The sequence below is a fragment of the Flavobacterium sp. genome (genome assembly GCF_041392085.1).
GTDB lineage: Bacteria > Bacteroidota > Bacteroidia > Flavobacteriales > Flavobacteriaceae > Flavobacterium.
In genome coordinates this window covers 426,501-442,332 of sequence record NZ_JAWKMW010000004.1, presented here as the reverse complement: position 1 = coordinate 442,332, position 15,832 = coordinate 426,501, and the positions used below count along the sequence as shown (strand labels likewise).

General features: G+C 34.5%; 12 protein-coding genes and 1 tRNA gene. 2 read left to right on the top strand and 11 right to left on the bottom strand.

The window, feature by feature from the left end; translation table 11 throughout:
• Positions 1-6: 6 nt before the first annotated feature.
• The 6 genes from R2782_RS02055 to trmD all read right to left on the bottom strand — a co-directional run bounded on the left by R2782_RS02055 (position 7) and on the right by trmD (position 7,969).
• Positions 7-825, bottom strand: coding sequence for a DUF4249 domain-containing protein (locus R2782_RS02055; RefSeq protein WP_371266398.1), 819 nt, complete (start codon positions 823-825; stop codon positions 7-9).
• Between the two features lie 3 nt (positions 826-828).
• Complete coding sequence (locus R2782_RS02050; protein ID WP_371266397.1) at positions 829-3,207, bottom strand: carboxypeptidase-like regulatory domain-containing protein; 2,379 nt, start codon at positions 3,205-3,207, stop codon at positions 829-831.
• A gap of 126 nt (positions 3,208-3,333) precedes the next feature.
• Positions 3,334-5,556, bottom strand: a complete 2,223-nt coding sequence (locus tag R2782_RS02045; RefSeq protein WP_371266589.1) for an NADP-dependent isocitrate dehydrogenase — start codon at positions 5,554-5,556, stop codon at positions 3,334-3,336.
• A gap of 249 nt (positions 5,557-5,805) precedes the next feature.
• The gene (rplS, locus tag R2782_RS02040; RefSeq protein WP_371266396.1) at positions 5,806-6,156 is read right to left on the bottom strand and encodes a 50S ribosomal protein L19; all 351 of its coding nucleotides are present in this window, start codon (positions 6,154-6,156) and stop codon (positions 5,806-5,808) included.
• A gap of 119 nt (positions 6,157-6,275) precedes the next feature.
• Entirely contained in the window at positions 6,276-7,289 is a 1,014-nt protein-coding gene (locus R2782_RS02035) for a Gfo/Idh/MocA family oxidoreductase (RefSeq protein WP_371266395.1), read from the bottom strand.
• Between the two features lie 2 nt (positions 7,290-7,291).
• Positions 7,292-7,969, bottom strand: a complete 678-nt coding sequence (gene trmD, locus R2782_RS02030) for a tRNA (guanosine(37)-N1)-methyltransferase TrmD (protein ID WP_371266394.1) — start codon at positions 7,967-7,969, stop codon at positions 7,292-7,294.
• 286 nt (positions 7,970-8,255) lie between these two features.
• Between trmD and R2782_RS02025 the strand changes: the two genes are divergently transcribed.
• Positions 8,256-9,188 (top strand): peptidylprolyl isomerase, encoded by a 933-nt coding sequence (locus R2782_RS02025; RefSeq protein WP_371266393.1) that lies wholly within the window; start codon positions 8,256-8,258, stop codon positions 9,186-9,188.
• A 57-nt stretch (positions 9,189-9,245) separates the two neighbouring features.
• On the opposite strand, the gene R2782_RS02020 is transcribed toward R2782_RS02025, so the two are convergent.
• From R2782_RS02020 to R2782_RS02000, 5 genes are all read right to left on the bottom strand, one after another.
• Entirely contained in the window at positions 9,246-10,709 is a 1,464-nt protein-coding gene (locus R2782_RS02020; RefSeq protein WP_371266392.1) for a T9SS type A sorting domain-containing protein, read from the bottom strand.
• A 178-nt stretch (positions 10,710-10,887) separates the two neighbouring features.
• Positions 10,888-11,145, bottom strand: a complete 258-nt coding sequence (locus R2782_RS02015; protein ID WP_371266391.1) for a hypothetical protein — start codon at positions 11,143-11,145, stop codon at positions 10,888-10,890.
• A gap of 109 nt (positions 11,146-11,254) precedes the next feature.
• Entirely contained in the window at positions 11,255-11,992 is a 738-nt protein-coding gene (locus tag R2782_RS02010) for a hypothetical protein (protein ID WP_371266390.1), read from the bottom strand.
• A 242-nt stretch (positions 11,993-12,234) separates the two neighbouring features.
• Complete coding sequence (locus R2782_RS02005; RefSeq protein WP_371266389.1) at positions 12,235-14,895, bottom strand: LamG-like jellyroll fold domain-containing protein; 2,661 nt, start codon at positions 14,893-14,895, stop codon at positions 12,235-12,237.
• Positions 14,896-15,184: 289 nt separating this feature from the next.
• Positions 15,185-15,258 (bottom strand) — tRNA-Met (locus R2782_RS02000).
• Positions 15,259-15,405: 147 nt separating this feature from the next.
• Here R2782_RS02000 and R2782_RS01995 point away from each other — a divergent pair.
• Positions 15,406-15,798, top strand: coding sequence for an START-like domain-containing protein (locus R2782_RS01995; protein WP_371266388.1), 393 nt, complete (start codon positions 15,406-15,408; stop codon positions 15,796-15,798).
• Positions 15,799-15,832: the final 34 nt, after the last annotated feature.

Sequence of the window (15,832 nt, the reverse complement as noted above, 5' to 3'; positions counted from 1 at the left end):
TGCAAATCATTCAATAATATATTCATTCACTTCTGTTTGACTCAATCTAAAAAAACCTAAGGCATAATTATCAAAATTAGTTTGATTTATAATATTTCCACGAACAGTTGAGGTCGGTGTGCTAAATGGACCGGCATTATTCCCGGCTTGCGACAAAAGGATATTTAGGTAATTAAAATAATTTTGCGAAATACCGTTCATGGTAAAAGTGAGTGTGTCTCCGGTTTTTAATTCTTCACTAAAGTATAATCCAAACATTTCATTATTTTCAAAAAAGCGATCCTCTAAAACGCCATACTCAGGAATAACTTTATAGGGATCAATAATGCCTAAAAAGTAAAAGTTGGTCTCATTCGGAATATCGTTGTAAAAGAATTTTACCTCAATTTCATCACCCAATATTCCGCCATCATTGCGTTGTTCAACTCGTGTAACTTCTGGAGTGGCCAAAAGTGGTTCGGTAGAAGTGTAGATTTCTCCATTATATATTACTGTCAACGTATAGTTTTCATTCACAACCGGAACAAAGTCTGCACAAATATACAAACCGGGTTGATCAATTTGTGTAAATGTAAAAGTTGTCCCTTCGCTATTGGTTATGAAAACTTCTGCATTTGTAACCGGCGGAATTTCTTCGGAAAAATAGTTGGTAGTAGTGGATAATTTCACGGCTTGAATGTTTCCGGGTGTATCTCTTAACCAATTAATAGAAGCCTCAATAACCAATCGGGGTGGAGCGGTATTCAAGTCAACGTCTACCACTTTTTCGCACCCGAATAATAAAGAAACCAAAATAGCGAATAAGAAATATTTAAACTGTTTCATTGCTTAAAATTTAAAATTATACGTTACACTCGGAACAATTCCAAAAATAGATAAGCGTACGGCCTCATTTTTGGCCGTTTCATCGTTTTGTCGAAAAGTAATGGATGCTGCATTTTGACGATTATACAGATTATAAATCCCAAAAACCCATTCAGCTTTCCATTTTCGGTTTTTATTTTTATTTGGCGTAAGTGTTGCTGAAACATCTAAACGGTGATAAGTAGGCAAACGATCTTCGTTTCTATTATTAAAACTTGGAACTGTAATGCCTAGATATTCATATTGACCGTTCGGATACGTTACCGGCTGTCCTGTTTGCAAGGAAAAATTAGCTCCAAAACGCCATTTTTCATTTAATTTATAATTTCCCACAATTGAAATATCATTGAGTTTATCGAAACCTGTTTTGTACCAATTTCCGTTGTTTATTCCGGTTTCTTCAGGTGTTCTTCCTACCACTTGCTGTTCTGTTCTTGCTAAGGTATAGGACAACCAACCATTGAATTTTCCTGTATTTTTTCTAAATAAAACTTCCATACCATAAGCACGTCCTCGACCGTTTAAAACCACTCGTTCAATGGCTTCGTTGGCAATTAAATTTGCACCATCAATGTAATCTACACGGTCTTTAATGTCTTTGTAATAGGTTTCAACTTCCAATGAATAAGCATCATCTTTAAAATTTTGAAAGTAACCAATGGCGTATTGGTCAAGTAGTTGAGGTTTTAAAAAATTATCACTGGGAGCCCAAACATCCAACGGAGTAGGTGATTGCGTATTGGAAATCAAATGCAAATACTGACTCATGCGATTGTAGCTGGCTTTGATGGATTGGTTGTCGTTTAACGCATAAGAAACCGAAAAACGCGGTTCTAAATTATTGAAACGGGCAATGGTTTCATTTTTTCCATACGAAACCGTTCCAATTGGAGTGGCACTTTCATAGACTTGAAAGTCTGCATTAAAATTTACCGCTTGATTATTTTCATATACATTTAGCGTTTGATTACCTAAACGTAAAAAATTACTGTATCGAAAACCATAGGAAACCGTAATTTTTTCAGATAATTGATGCTCAGCATCCACATAAATGGCTGATTCCAAAGCATATTTTTTATCTAATTGATCTTCGTTTATGCCCGAGTCCGGGCGGCTTGGCTCAATTTTACCCGGATTAAAATCATAGTAAATCGTATTTAAACCATAGGTTAGTTTTAGTTTATCACTCAAATAATGTTTAAAATCGTAACGAAAGTTATAATTTTTGATGCCGCTATTCCACTCAAAACCAACAAAATCCAATTCTAATCCGTAATAATAGTCAGAATAAATGAACGACATATTGCTGAATAACTTATCTGAAAACAAATGATTCCAACGTAAATTCAAGACAGCGTTGCCATAGGTGTTTACAAAAGAATTGTTTAAAGTAAACACATCACGACCAAAATAACCCGAAAAATAAACGTTGTTATTATCATTGATTTTATAGCTCAATTTGGTATTCAAATCATAAAAATAGGCAGAGTTATCATTGTCTGTTAGTTTTAAAAACAAGTGAGCATAGGAACCTCTTCCGGCAACCAAAAACGAACCACGGTCTTTTACTATTGGCCCTTCTGCTAATAATCGACTGGAAATAATTCCGATTCCGCCATTCACATGATATTCTTTGCTGTTTCCTTCTTTTTGATAAATATCCAATACAGATGATAATCTTCCTCCGTAACGAGCGGGAATTCCACCTTTGTACAATTTTAAGTCTTTAATAGCATCAGGATTAAAAACCGAAAATAATCCAAATAAATGCGAAGAATTATAAATAGTAGCTTCGTCTAATAATATCAAATTTTGGTCAGCTCCACCACCACGAACGTTGAAACCGGACTGACCTTCACCTGCATTGGTAACACCCGGTAAAGTAAGTAACGATTTAACAATATCCACTTCACCCAATAAAACAGGCATTTCTTTGATTTCCTGGATGGAGAGTTTGTTGACACTCATTTCGGGTTTGCGAATTTCTGCTTTGGCTTTACGTTCGGTAAGAACAACTTCGCTTAATTGCTGACTCGATTCGAATAATGAAAAGTTTTTTCGAATATTTTTATCTAAAACAATCGTTTCCTCAATAGTTTGATAACCAATGTAGCTAATTTGAATTAAATAAGTTCCTTTTGGTAATGAAATAGAGTAGAAACCATACTCATTAGTTGTCGTTCCGGATCTTGTGTCAGTTACTATGATATTCACTCCATAAAGTGTTTCGTTACTGTTTTGGTCGGAAATGGTTCCACTGATTGTGAATTTCTCTTGTGCAGTTGATGAAAATAACAGTCCAAAAGTCATCAAAGTTGCCAATAAAATTTTGTTTAACGACATGAGTAATTTTTTTAACAAAATTGATGATTTTTTTTCAGAAATTTTATACATCAGTTGTTAAAGTACGGTTAATAAAAAAGAGACAATCGTAGTGAATGTCTCTTTTTTTAAAGGTTAAAATATTTTCTAATTCAACTTCGCCAAAACAGCATTCAATGTCTCACTCGGACGCATAGCCTTATTCAATAAATCAGTGTTCGGTTTGTAATAACCACCGATTTCCTGTTTTTTACCTTGGGAACTAATCAATTCTTCATTGATTTTAGCTTCATTATCAGTTAATTCTTTGGCAATAGGAGTGAAGAGTGCTTTTAATTCGGCATCTTTATTTTGTTCAGCCAACGCTTGAGCCCAATAGAATGCCAAATAAAAATGCGAACCTCTGTTGTCAATCTGACCCACTTTTCGGGCAGGTGATTTATCATTTTCTAAGAATTTTTCAGTAGCGGTGTCTAATGCTTCGGATAATACAATTGCTCTTGGGTTATTTTGTGTTTGCCCAAGATGTTCCAAAGAAACACCTAAAGCCAAAAATTCTCCCAACGAATCCCAACGTAGATAGCCTTCTTCAACAAACTGTTCTACATGTTTTGGAGCAGATCCACCGGCACCGGTTTCAAATAATCCACCGCCATTCATTAATGGAACGATAGATAACATTTTGGCCGATGTTCCCAATTCTAAAATGGGGAATAAATCGGTTAAGTAATCACGCAACACGTTTCCGGTTACCGAAATCGTATCTAAACCTTTGATGATTCTTTCTAAAGTGAAGGTAGTAGCATCAATCGGATTCAGAATACGAATGTCTAAACCGTTTGTATCGTGATTTTTTAAATATAGATTTACTTTTTCAATAATTTGTCTGTCGTGAGCTCGATTTTCATCCAACCAAAAAACTGCAGGCGTGTTGGATAATCTCGCACGGTTGACGGCCAATTTTACCCAATCTTGAATAGGAGCGTCTTTTACCTGACACATTCTGAAAATATCACCTTTTTCAACGGCTTGTTGCATCAAAACAGCACCGTCTCCATTGATGACTTTAACTGTTCCAAAGTCATCCATTTGGAAGGTTTTGTCGTGTGAACCATATTCTTCTGCTGCTTGAGCCATCAAACCAACATTAGGCACACTTCCCATTGTTTTTGGGTCAAAAGCTCCATTCTTTTTGCAAAAATCAATTGTAGCGGTGTAAACACCGGCATAGTTTCGGTCGGGAATGATTGCTTTTGTATCTTGTTGTTTTCCATCCTTGTTCCACATTTGTCCGGAAGATCGAATCATAGCCGGCATAGAAGCGTCTACAATGACATCAGAAGGAACATGAAGATTAGTAATTCCTTTGTCTGAATTCACCATCGCAATAGCAGGCCCTTTTGCCATAGCGTCTGCTAATGCAGCTTCTACTTCTGCTTGTTTTGGATGCCCAACAATTTTGGCATATACATCACCTAAGCCGTTTTTGGTATTTACGCCTAACTCTTTAAATAAATCGGCATATTTTTCAAATACATCGGCAAAGAAAACATCCACTATGGCTCCAAAAATAATTGGATCGGAAACCTTCATCATGGTAGCTTTTAAATGGACGGAAAACAAAACATTTTTCGCTTTAGCGTCTTCCATTTCGTTGGCGATGAATTGTTTTAATGATTTCAAGTTCATTACCGAACTGTCAATGATTTCTCCTGCTTTTAAAGCGGTGGTATCTTTTAAAATTTTTGTAGAACCGTCTTTGGCTTCAAAAACAATTTTAAAAGTGGTAGCTTCCGGTATTGAAACCGATTGCTCACTTCCGTAAAAATCACCTCCGGTCATGTGGGCTACGTGTGTTTTAGAATCAGCACTCCAAGCCCCCATGCTGTGTGGGTGTTTACGAGCGTAATTTTTCACTGCTTTTGGTGCACGTCTATCAGAGTTTCCTTCACGTAAAACCGGATTTACAGCAGATCCTAGTACTTTGGCAAACTTCGCTTTAATGACTTTTTCTTCTTCGGTTTGTGGATTTTCAACAAATTCCGGAATGGCATAGCCTAATTTTTGTAATTCTGCAATCGCTTCTTTGAGTTGTGGAACCGAAGCTGAAATATTGGGTAGTTTGATAATGTTAGCTTCCGGAGTTGTGGCTAACTGACCTAATTCGGCTAAATCGTTATTGATTCGTTGGTCTTCTTTTAAATATTCCGAAAAATTAGCAATAATTCTTCCGGCTAGTGAAATATCTCTTGTTTCTACAGCTATGTCAGCAGGTGTAGTAAAGGCTTTGACAATAGGTAAAAACGAATGAGTAGCAAGCATAGGGGCTTCATCCGTAATTGTATAAATAATTTTGGATTTTGACATAATAGGATTATTTGTTTGTGTTTGTTTGTATTGATTCCTGAAAAATCAGGATGACAAAGATAAGAAAAAGGAAGCGGAATTTTGGCAGATTACCGATTCGAAAACGATTGTATTATGGATATGACAATCTCGACTTTAAAAATTAGCAATTTGCTAAAAAAAGAATAAAAAATTATATGAGTTGATAATTACAAGCAATAAAAAATCCCGATTTGAATTTCAAATCGGGATTTTTTATGAGTAGAAAGTTGATTATCTTCTTCTTTCTTTGATTTTTGCTTTTTTACCGGTAAGGTCTCTGAAGTAGAAAATACGAGCTCTTCTAACTTTACCTCTTTGATTTAATTCAATTTTTTGTAAAGCAGGCATGTTAATTGGGAAGATTCTTTCTACACCAACAGAACCTGACATTTTACGGATAGTGAACGTTTCAGTTGCACCCGTACCTCTTCTTTGGATTACGACACCTTTAAAGAACTGTGTTCTTGTTTTTTCACCTTCTTTAATTTCATAGTATACAGTGATAGTGTCACCGGCTCCGAATTCCGGAAAATCTTTTTTTGTGATAAATTCGTCCTGAACGAATTTTAATAAATCTGCCATAACAGTTTAGTTAAAATAGTGATTATCAGAGCAACATACACGATTTTCGTCAGAGGTTGGTCCAAATGTGGGGGCAAATTTACAATTTATTTTGAAACTACAATTAAATTGTGCGTATTTTATTTTGTGTTGAGTATTCTTATTTGTTCTAAAATCATTTCATTTGTCACAGAAAAAGATTTACTTTCTCTAACACAAGCAAATACTTCATCAAACAAACCATTAAAATTTCCTTTTGGAGAGGTGATTTGTTCAGTTATTATGTGGTTATTTTCATCCACATAAGTCAGTTTACCTTCTCTGTTTGCCAGTTCTAACCCAAAATCAGGATGATTCGGAGCCATTCCGTTTATTAATTGGTTTTCTTGTTCGTCACAAAAATCTTTGACAAAACTTCCTTTTGTACCATGAATAACAATGCCGGGTTGAATATCCAATACTTGTAAGCTAACTGTAATCAAAACATTTACATTGTTTTCAAACAAAAGGTACGCAAAAGCATAATCATCTACCAATGTGTTGTTGCGGTACATCCCTTTTTGAACAAAATGCTTTTTAGGTTTACCAAAAATTGACATCGCTTGGTCAATTAAATGTGCACCTAAGTCATATAAAATGCCGCTACCGGGAACTAGATTTTCTTTAAATCCTTTTGGGCCAATATCCGGACGATACCGATCAAAACGCAAATGAACTTCAACTATATCGCCTAATTTTCCTGATTGTATAACCTCTTTTGCGGCACAAATATCGCTGCTCCATCGGCGGTTTTGATAAACAAAAAGTTGTTTATTGACCGATTTTGCTAATGCCATTAATTCTAAAAATTCTTTTGGCGTAGCGGTAGCAGGTTTTTCTACTAAAACATGTTTGTGTGCCAGCAGCGATTTTTTTGTAAGTTCAAAATGAGTATTGTTAGGGGTGTTCACCACCACCAATTCAATTGATTCGTCTGCTAACAGTTCTTCTAACGAAGTATAACTTTTTATACCCGGAAAATCATCCTTTGCTTTTTGTTTAGATCGTTCTAAAACAGCATACAATTCAAAACCTTTGTTGGTAGCTAAAAAGGGAGCATGAAATATCTTTCCTGAAAAACCGTAGGCTAAAAGAGCAGTTTTGATTGGTTTCATGCTTATTCGTTTAATAAATCCGGACGTCTGTTTTTGGTGTGTTCGTATGCTTTTGTTTCTCGCCATTTGTCAATTTCGGCAAAATTTCCGCTCAACAAAACATCAGGCACTTTCCAACCTTTGTATTCTGCCGGACGCGTATAAATCGGTCCCGATAACAAATTATCCTGAAAACTATCCGTCAAAGCCGAGGTCTCATTACTCAAAACACCCGGAATTAACCGAATAATCGCATCACTCAAAACCGCTGCACCTAATTCGCCTCCCGAGAGTACATAGTCACCAATCGAGATTTCTCTTGTAATAAAATGATCGCGAACTCGTTGGTCAACACCTTTATAATGTCCGCAAAGAATAATGATATTTTGCAATAGCGACATCGAATTCGCCATTTTCTGATTCAGCGTTTCCCCATCGGGTGACATATAAATCACCTCGTCATAGTTGCGTTCGCTTTTTAATTTCGTAATGCAATCATCAATTGGTTGAATCGACATCACCATTCCGGCACCACCACCAAACTGATAATCATCCACACTTTTCTGCTTGTTGGTCGTGTAATCTCGTAAATTATGCACGTGAACTTCTACCAATCCTTTGTCAATGGCACGTTTCAAAATCGAGGCCTCAAACGGACTTCGTAAAAGTTCAGGCAAAACCGTGATAATATCAATTCGCATACAACTAATTTTTGGCAAAAATACTTATTTTTCAGAAGCTATTCCGGCTTTTCATTACAAGTTTTTTTTCAAAACAAAAGTTTTGTAAGCCACGGCAAGAGCTCCCAAGGTCGCTTTGCCAAGGCAAAAAACTAATTTGTTTTTTCAAAAAAAGCTTTCCGTTGCAATCCGGGCTAGGGGATTGTGTTTTCAAAGAAAATTCATTTTCAACAATCAGCCAACATAAAAGTAAGGTTAATCAACAATAATGTCATAAATTTGCACCTCAATTAAAATAAATCAAACTATGGAAAACGGAATATACGCTAAATTCAATACCACAAAAGGTACCATTTTAGTAAAATTGACACACGATAAAACACCTGGAACAGTGGGAAACTTTGTTGGCTTAGCTGAAGGACAATTAGAAAACGATGCTAAACCAATGGGCAAACCCTATTACAACGGATTAAAATTTCACCGTGTAATTTCTGATTTCATGATTCAAGGTGGTTGCCCACAAGGACAAGGAACCGGTGGACCGGGTTATCAATTTGATGACGAATTTCACCCAGATTTACGTCACGACGGACCAGGCGTTTTGTCCATGGCGAATGCCGGACCGGGCTCTAATGGTTCGCAATTTTTTATTACGCACGTAGCAACACCTTGGTTAGATAAAAAACATTCGGTTTTTGGAAATGTAGTAGAAGGACAAGATGTGGTGGATGCCATTGCTCAAGGAGATGTGATAGAAACACTTGAAATCGTGCGAGTAGGGGAAGAAGCTCAAAAATGGAATGCCATCGAAGCGTTCAGAACATTCGAGGGTTCTCGTGAAAAAAGAATTGCAGAAGAAAAACAAAAAGCTGAAGAAGCATTAGAAAAATTAGCGGCAGGTTTTGAAAAAACCGAAAGTGGTTTACGGTATAAAATCATTCAAAAAGGAAACGGAAAACAAGCCGAAAAAGGCAAAACCGTTTCGGTACATTACACGGGTTCTTTGGAAAACGGAATGGTTTTCGATTCTTCTTACAAAAGAAAACAACCCATCGATTTCCCTTTAGGGAAAGGTCACGTAATCGAAGGCTGGGACGAAGGAATTCAATTATTGCAAGTAGGCGACAAAGCCCGTTTTGTAATTCCTTCCTATTTAGGCTACGGGTCTCGTGGTGCCGGTGGTGTAATTCCACCCGATGCGACGTTGATTTTTGACGTTGAATTGATGGCTGTAAAATAATAATTAATAAATACACCAATTGATGAGGATTGTTTTTGAGAGAAAGCAATCCTTTTTTTATTGTTTTACAATTTTAGAAATATGTTTTTTTTCATCGCTTTTGAATTCTACAACAATTATATACATTCCTTTTGAAAGTTTAGAAGTATCAATATTTTTTTCAGATGTTTTCATAATTAATTTTCCATCAGTTCCAATAATTGATATATTATTTATTTCATCTTCTGTATTTATGTTTAGCGTATCTCTTACAGGATTTATTATTTTTAAAGATGACTTTTCAAAGTAGTTTGTTGATAAATTTTGATCAATATACCTCATTATAAATAATTTATATGTATCACCATTTTTATATTTTCCTGATACTAATATTTTACCATCGGTTTGAATGTTTATACTTTCGCAACCCTCTTGGAGTGAGTTAGTATTTTCTATTAAATATCCAATTCCATTAAAACCGGTGTCTAAAGTTCCATTTTCGTCATACTTTAATATAATTAAATTATCAAAAGTATTTGATACAATAGTTGTACCACCAAAATAATACTTATTATTAACCAAGACAGTTGGTAATATGAGAGTTTGAAAATTATTAAAATTTACAAAGCCATTATTACCAAAACTTGTGTCAATTAATCCATTATTATTTAATCTGAAAATTTCAAACTCAAAAGCTGGTGTTGTATTAAAAGTAAGTCTTTCAACTAAAAATCTTCCGAAATTATCTTGTTCAATGTATTTTGTTTCAAAATCAGTGTATGGTAAATTAACCAACATGCTACCATTAGTCCCAAAAGTAGTATCATTTGATCCGTCTAAATTAAATTTTTCTATTGTATAATCATTTGAAGTAAAATTGAAACCAATTATTTTGTTGTCATTTCCAAGAAAAATCGCTTTTGATGATAGCCCAACTAAAAGACTATTTATACCAAAATTCAAGTCAGGTGTTCCATTCTGGTTCAATTTTAGAAGAGTTGCAGTCCCATTTAATCCTTGTAAATAACGTAATAAAATTTTTCCATCATTTAGAATTAATAAATTATTTCCATTAAAAAATGCGGAGTCTTCGGAATGATAACTATTAGCAGGTAATTCAAAAACACCATTAACACCAAAAGAAGAATCGTACATCCCATCTTCCTCAAGTCTTATTAATTTTACTGGATTTGAACTACCATATATTAAAATTTTATTATCAGTTTGTATTTTAATGTAACTATTATGATAATGTTGTAAGTTAGGATAAATAAACCCATTATTTCCAAAATCACTATCAATTGTACCATTCGAATTTAATCTGGAAATGAAAACTTCATTATTATTTGAGCCGTTTATTCTTGTGCCCAAAAATATGATTTTACCATTTGACAGTAAAATACTTTTTGTAGTAGGATTCCCTGAGCAATCAAACGGCAATTCTATCATACCGTTTGTCCCAAAACTATTATCAATTACAACACTTTGAGAAAATGAAATTGTAGAAATTAAAAGAGCAATATTAATGAAGAACTTTTTCATGTTATAGTTTTATTATTGTATTCATGATTTTTCATCTTTATTTTTAAATGCATAATCTTTAATTCGTAGTATTACAAATTGGACAGGCATATTGTTTTTTGTCAAAATCACGATAATAAATTATACCGCAACTATCTGTTTGGCATTTGCGTACTTTCTGTTTAATAAATTCAGAAATTCATATTCTCGGGCAAGCTGCAAAAACCAAACTAATATTTTGAAAAGCATATTCATTTACAGCTTTTGCATTTCTTCTTGGGACTAGTCCAATTTTCTTTAAAAATTCTGCAGTTTGCCATGGGCTTATAATATTCCTAATTGCTGGAGTACCTGATGCTACTTTATTTGTTACAAGTTCTTCAATAGTAAATGAAACCTGATTTACTTTAGTTAAATATCTATAATTATTATCGTCCGTGTTAATTTTATTTGCCAAAAATATATGATTCTGTTTCCGATTACAAAATGAATTTTTGATTACCCGAATATTTTCTTAAAAGTATAGAAACCAGTACTGACCATTAAAAGATTATTAGCAAATGCCATTAGAATATTTTACCTGTTAATCCAAATCTTATAAATCTAGACCTTACATCACTGTTTATATTGTCATTTTCAGCTACATGACTGACAATACCATGCGAATACCCTAAATAGAACCCAATCTTATTAACATCCAACGAAATTTGAATTCGTGGTCTAAAATCAAAATTTATAGTTTTTATGTTTCTACTGGTTTCATATTTGTAGGGAGAATTTCCGTTTACATGTGCTTCTCCTTTTTCCCTAGACTTTAGTATATAACAGACATCAAATCCTCCTACAACATCAACTGAAATATTTTTTGATTTGAATCGCTTACCTATGAAAGGATTTAAATTAATTACAGAATTTGTAACAATTGTTTCACCTACAGCTAAAGCATCCATGCTTGGGCTTGGAAATCCGCCTGGAGTTATGCTGACCCTAACATTAAGAAGTTTATTTATAGAAACACTACTTCTCAATATTTCATAGCCAGTATCAAAACCCAAAACCAAATTTTTCTTTGTTATTGATTTAAAATTAAGTGATAAACCATAACATAAAGCTCCATTGCTTCCATATGGATCGAGTGTGAAGCCAGAGGTTTCATTATCATAAATAAAAATTTCTGAAGTACCATTGGCCGCTTTTCCACTGTATGAGAATAGTCCGGAATTTAATGAAATTCTAAATTCATTCTGCCCCTTTAAATTAAGAAATGAAATTAATGCTGCAAAGACAAATAGTTTTATTTTCATAGTTTTTTTAGAATGGTTGATGCTAACTCATAAATACACACTAAAAACTTTCGTATTTACATTAAAAACAAATTGTGTTAGCGATGGTTACTCTTGTCATTTATTAAAATCAAATGTATTCATTTTTTCGTGAAAAAATAAAAAGAAAAACATTTTCAAAATAGTCAACCTTAATTCTATAAAAAATGAAAAGCCCCTCACGTCGAGGGGCTTTTCGGTGTCAAAAATCAATTATCAAAACCCTATTTAATAATGATTTTTTTGCTCATTGTTCCGGCAGTTGTTTGCACACGAACAATGTAGGTGCCAGTACTTACGTTGCTCACCGGTAAAGTAATGTTGGTTTGGGTTTGGTGCTCAACATTCCAAGTGGCAAGGGTCTGGCCCAGGATCGTAAAGATGCTTACCGTTTCCACAGTAACATCGGTTAAGTTATTTTGTATAGCAAGTAAATTTTGGGCGTTGGTATAAGCTACCGCAATTGCACTCGCCAAGTTGTACTCACTTGTCGATAAGGTACCGTTGCTGAGTGTTAATTCAAAACGATTGTGAATTTCTCCTTGCGGTAAATCAATGGTAAAATGGTTGTCTGTAATCGAATGGTACTCGCCGGTGGCTTTATCATGAATGAATATGGCGGTATCATCCGGTACGTTTTCAGTTCCGTCTAATGTAAATTGTACGTTACCGGCAGCGTAGGTTTTAATACCTAACGGATATACTTTGTTCACATCAAAATACGAAGCACCTTGAATAATAAGTTTGGTTCCGTTGTGCAAAAAGTACATGTCATTTTGCTGATTATCAATATGAATGGCATCGTAACCTAAATCGATTTCCTCGGTTGCTAATTCATTCATAAAACCAATCAATAATTGCCTATGGTAATTATTATAGGAATTAAAACCAAGTCTGATTTTCATGAATGAATCCTCACTGTATTCATCCTCTTGGTTATTTTCTGTTCCGTATTGAATTTCCTCTTCACTGGCAACTTGGTTTTGATACGCAGAGCGAAAAAGGATGTTTGAATTTCGGTTTTCTTCTTTGATGAATAGACGTTGGTTGTTGTTAAAGACAAAACTACCACCGGTTGCATTGCCTCGCACAAAGAATCCTTGACCAACTGGAATAAATCGGCCGGGTCTTCGGGTACTGGAGCCTAAGCCACTTACACCGGTTGGTGAAACCGGAGCCGTACCGCCCACTAAGTTTCGGGTTGCATAACCACCTTGGTAGCCGGATAGGTTGTGTGTATCGTTGGTTGGAAAATGTTCCCAAAAGTACAATGTTCCGTTAATCGCGTTGAGGTTTTGACTGATAAATGCATTGGCATCTAGGGCAGAAGGGTAGGGGTTTCCGGATAAATTCAAATTATTAGCGGAGACAAAACCCATGATTTCACCATTGTTAGGTTTGCCAATGAACGTGAAATTTTGTGTTGGAGTAGCTGCTCCACTACCTTTTAATGTATATCCTTGTCCCGCTAATAGCGTTCCGTTTTGTCCAACAGTTGCCCAATTGGCATAAGCAGGTGTTACGTTTTGGAATTTATAAATCCAATAACTGCTCAGTGTGATTGGGTTGTTGGTTAAAGGATTATTTGTACCGTTTACCCAGGCAATATTTACAGGGTTGTTTGGGTCGGTTCCGTCTTTCATCACTCCGGCAACGGTATAGCCATGATTGAGGGTTGAATTATTGATTGAACTTACCGGAGAAGACCAATAATTGTAGTTAAATTTATTGCTTTGTCCTTGTTGGTCGCGTTCAATTTTTCCAGAGCTGGTTGGGTCTAATTCACTTTCACTGGTTTGAATCAGTTGAGATTGACCTACTAAATCTATTTTACCGTTCAGTTTTAGATAACCTTGGTTTTCTATTTTAGTATTATTGAGCATGGTAATTGTCTTTTCAGAATCAACAATTAAACCATAATGCGTTAAGTTGCTGTATTGCGTAATGTCGTGCTTAACATGGATAATTGCCCATGGGTAGTTTTCAGCATCTTTACCGTGAATGTCGTGTTCTTCGTCGTGAATGGAGGATGTAAAGTTTCCATTACTTTTTGTACTAAAGGGTAACGGAACTTCTTGTACTCCTACGGAATAAAAATTATAAAGTTGGATGCCTTCGTCACTAGTATATTGATTAAAAATTTGATTCAGCACCACATTGTTTTGGATAATATCCATTTTATAGTAACGAAGTAATGTGTTGTAGTTTAAATTCTCAATGTTTTTTGGCACAGTTACACCTCGTACTATTCCGTTGTGATTAGTGATTTCCTGATAAACCATTTTTTGAATTTGGTTTTCGGATAAATCGGTTGTAAAAATTCTTATTTCATCAATTTTTCCTGAGAAAAAATGATTGTTTTCTGAAGGAGTTTTACCGATTGAGAAAGTCGAATTTTGGGATTGAGCAATTATTCCGTTTGCATTTTGCTCTTGTTCAAGCTTTCCGTTTACGTATAGTTTTACCATTGAACCGTTGTAAGTTGCAGTGATGTGATACCATCGTGACCTCTCCAACGAAATACTACTAGTTAAAGTGGTAGTATTGCATTTAACAATAATCTTTTTGTTGACATCACAACTAATATGAAAGTTGTTTTCCCCCATAATAAAAGAATCGTTTTGTAATTGAGGTGACAAACTTATCCAACCCATTAAGGTTATTTTTTCTCTTCCGCCCATGCATCCATTAGCCGAACCAAACTCATTATTTCCTGTAAAATGAAGAAACGATTTTTGGTTGATGTTCCACAAAGGAAAGTTTTCAATAGATTGGTATTTATTTTTTTTTCCTTCGTTTACAACTTCTTTTGCACTTGTTTCTGTTTGTATTACCAACGTGAGAAACAATGCAGTAATGATTTTTAATACAATTACCTTTTTCATTGTTAATGAGGTTAAATTGATTTTAGATTTTTGACGATTCAAAGATAGAAACGAACTTTAAATAATCGATAAAATGTATAAAAAAATCGATGAAATGCATGATAATTAAAAAAGTTAATATAAAATACCTACAAATATTAACTGTAAGTTTGTTTTTAAAATGACATCAGAAAATCAATTTAAAGAGCAGTTGAGTAAGAGAATTGTAGTTTTTTGAATAGTTTTATTTTAAAAAATAGCTTTAAAATAAGCGGAAGAAAAAAAAGTCCCCATATTGGGGACTTTTTAGTAGCGAAGACGGGAGTTGAACCCGTGACCTTTGGGTTATGAATCCAACGCTCTAACCAACTGAGCTACCTCGCCAAATTCATCCATTACCACTTCGGTAATGCGGGTGCAAATATATAAATAATAGTAAACCTTCCAAACATTAATTGGTAAAAAATTTTATTTTAAAAAACTCTTTTTTTTTGAAGTAATAATCAATATATTGCCCCCAAAATAGTAAGAATGGATACAAAAGTACGATACGAAATAGAGTTTCCCTTGAACTCTTCTCCACAATTGCTTTATCAATATATTTCTACTCCTTCCGGTTTATCGGAGTGGTTTGCGGATAATGTGAATTCCAGAGGTGAATTTTTTACATTTATTTGGGATGATACATTGGAAAAAGCTCGTTTAGCATCTAAAAAAACCAATGAGAGAATAAAGTTTAAGTGGTTAGACGAACAAGACAAAGACACAGACTATTTTTTTGAACTTAAAATTTTAGAGGATGAAATCACAAAAGATGTTTCTTTGGTGGTGGTTGATTTTGCTTATGAAGACGAGATAAACGAGTCTAAATTATTATGGGAAAATCAAATATCTGATTTGAAGCACGTTATTGGTTCTGTATAATTAAACGGATAGACGTATATTTGCCCTGTATAAT

What these genes read in the sequence shown, in the direction of transcription:
- R2782_RS02035 (WP_371266395.1), bottom strand. Translation starts at nt 7,289, where the DNA reads ATGAAACCAATCAAAACTGCTCTTTTAGCCTACGGTTTTTCAGGAAAG.
- R2782_RS02010 (WP_371266390.1), bottom strand. Translation starts at nt 11,992, where the DNA reads ATGAAAATAAAACTATTTGTCTTTGCAGCATTAATTTCATTTCTTAAT.
- R2782_RS02005 (WP_371266389.1), bottom strand. Translation starts at nt 14,895, where the DNA reads ATGAAAAAGGTAATTGTATTAAAAATCATTACTGCATTGTTTCTCACG.
- R2782_RS01995 (WP_371266388.1), top strand. Translation starts at nt 15,406, where the DNA reads ATGGATACAAAAGTACGATACGAAATAGAGTTTCCCTTGAACTCTTCT.
- rplS (WP_371266396.1), bottom strand. Translation starts at nt 6,156, where the DNA reads ATGGCAGATTTATTAAAATTCGTTCAGGACGAATTTATCACAAAAAAA.
- trmD (WP_371266394.1), bottom strand. Translation starts at nt 7,969, where the DNA reads ATGCGAATTGATATTATCACGGTTTTGCCTGAACTTTTACGAAGTCCG.
- R2782_RS02025 (WP_371266393.1), top strand. Translation starts at nt 8,256, where the DNA reads ATGGAAAACGGAATATACGCTAAATTCAATACCACAAAAGGTACCATT.
- R2782_RS02055 (WP_371266398.1), bottom strand. Translation starts at nt 825, where the DNA reads ATGAAACAGTTTAAATATTTCTTATTCGCTATTTTGGTTTCTTTATTA.
- R2782_RS02050 (WP_371266397.1), bottom strand. Translation starts at nt 3,207, where the DNA reads ATGTCGTTAAACAAAATTTTATTGGCAACTTTGATGACTTTTGGACTG.
- R2782_RS02020 (WP_371266392.1), bottom strand. Translation starts at nt 10,709, where the DNA reads ATGAAAAAGTTCTTCATTAATATTGCTCTTTTAATTTCTACAATTTCA.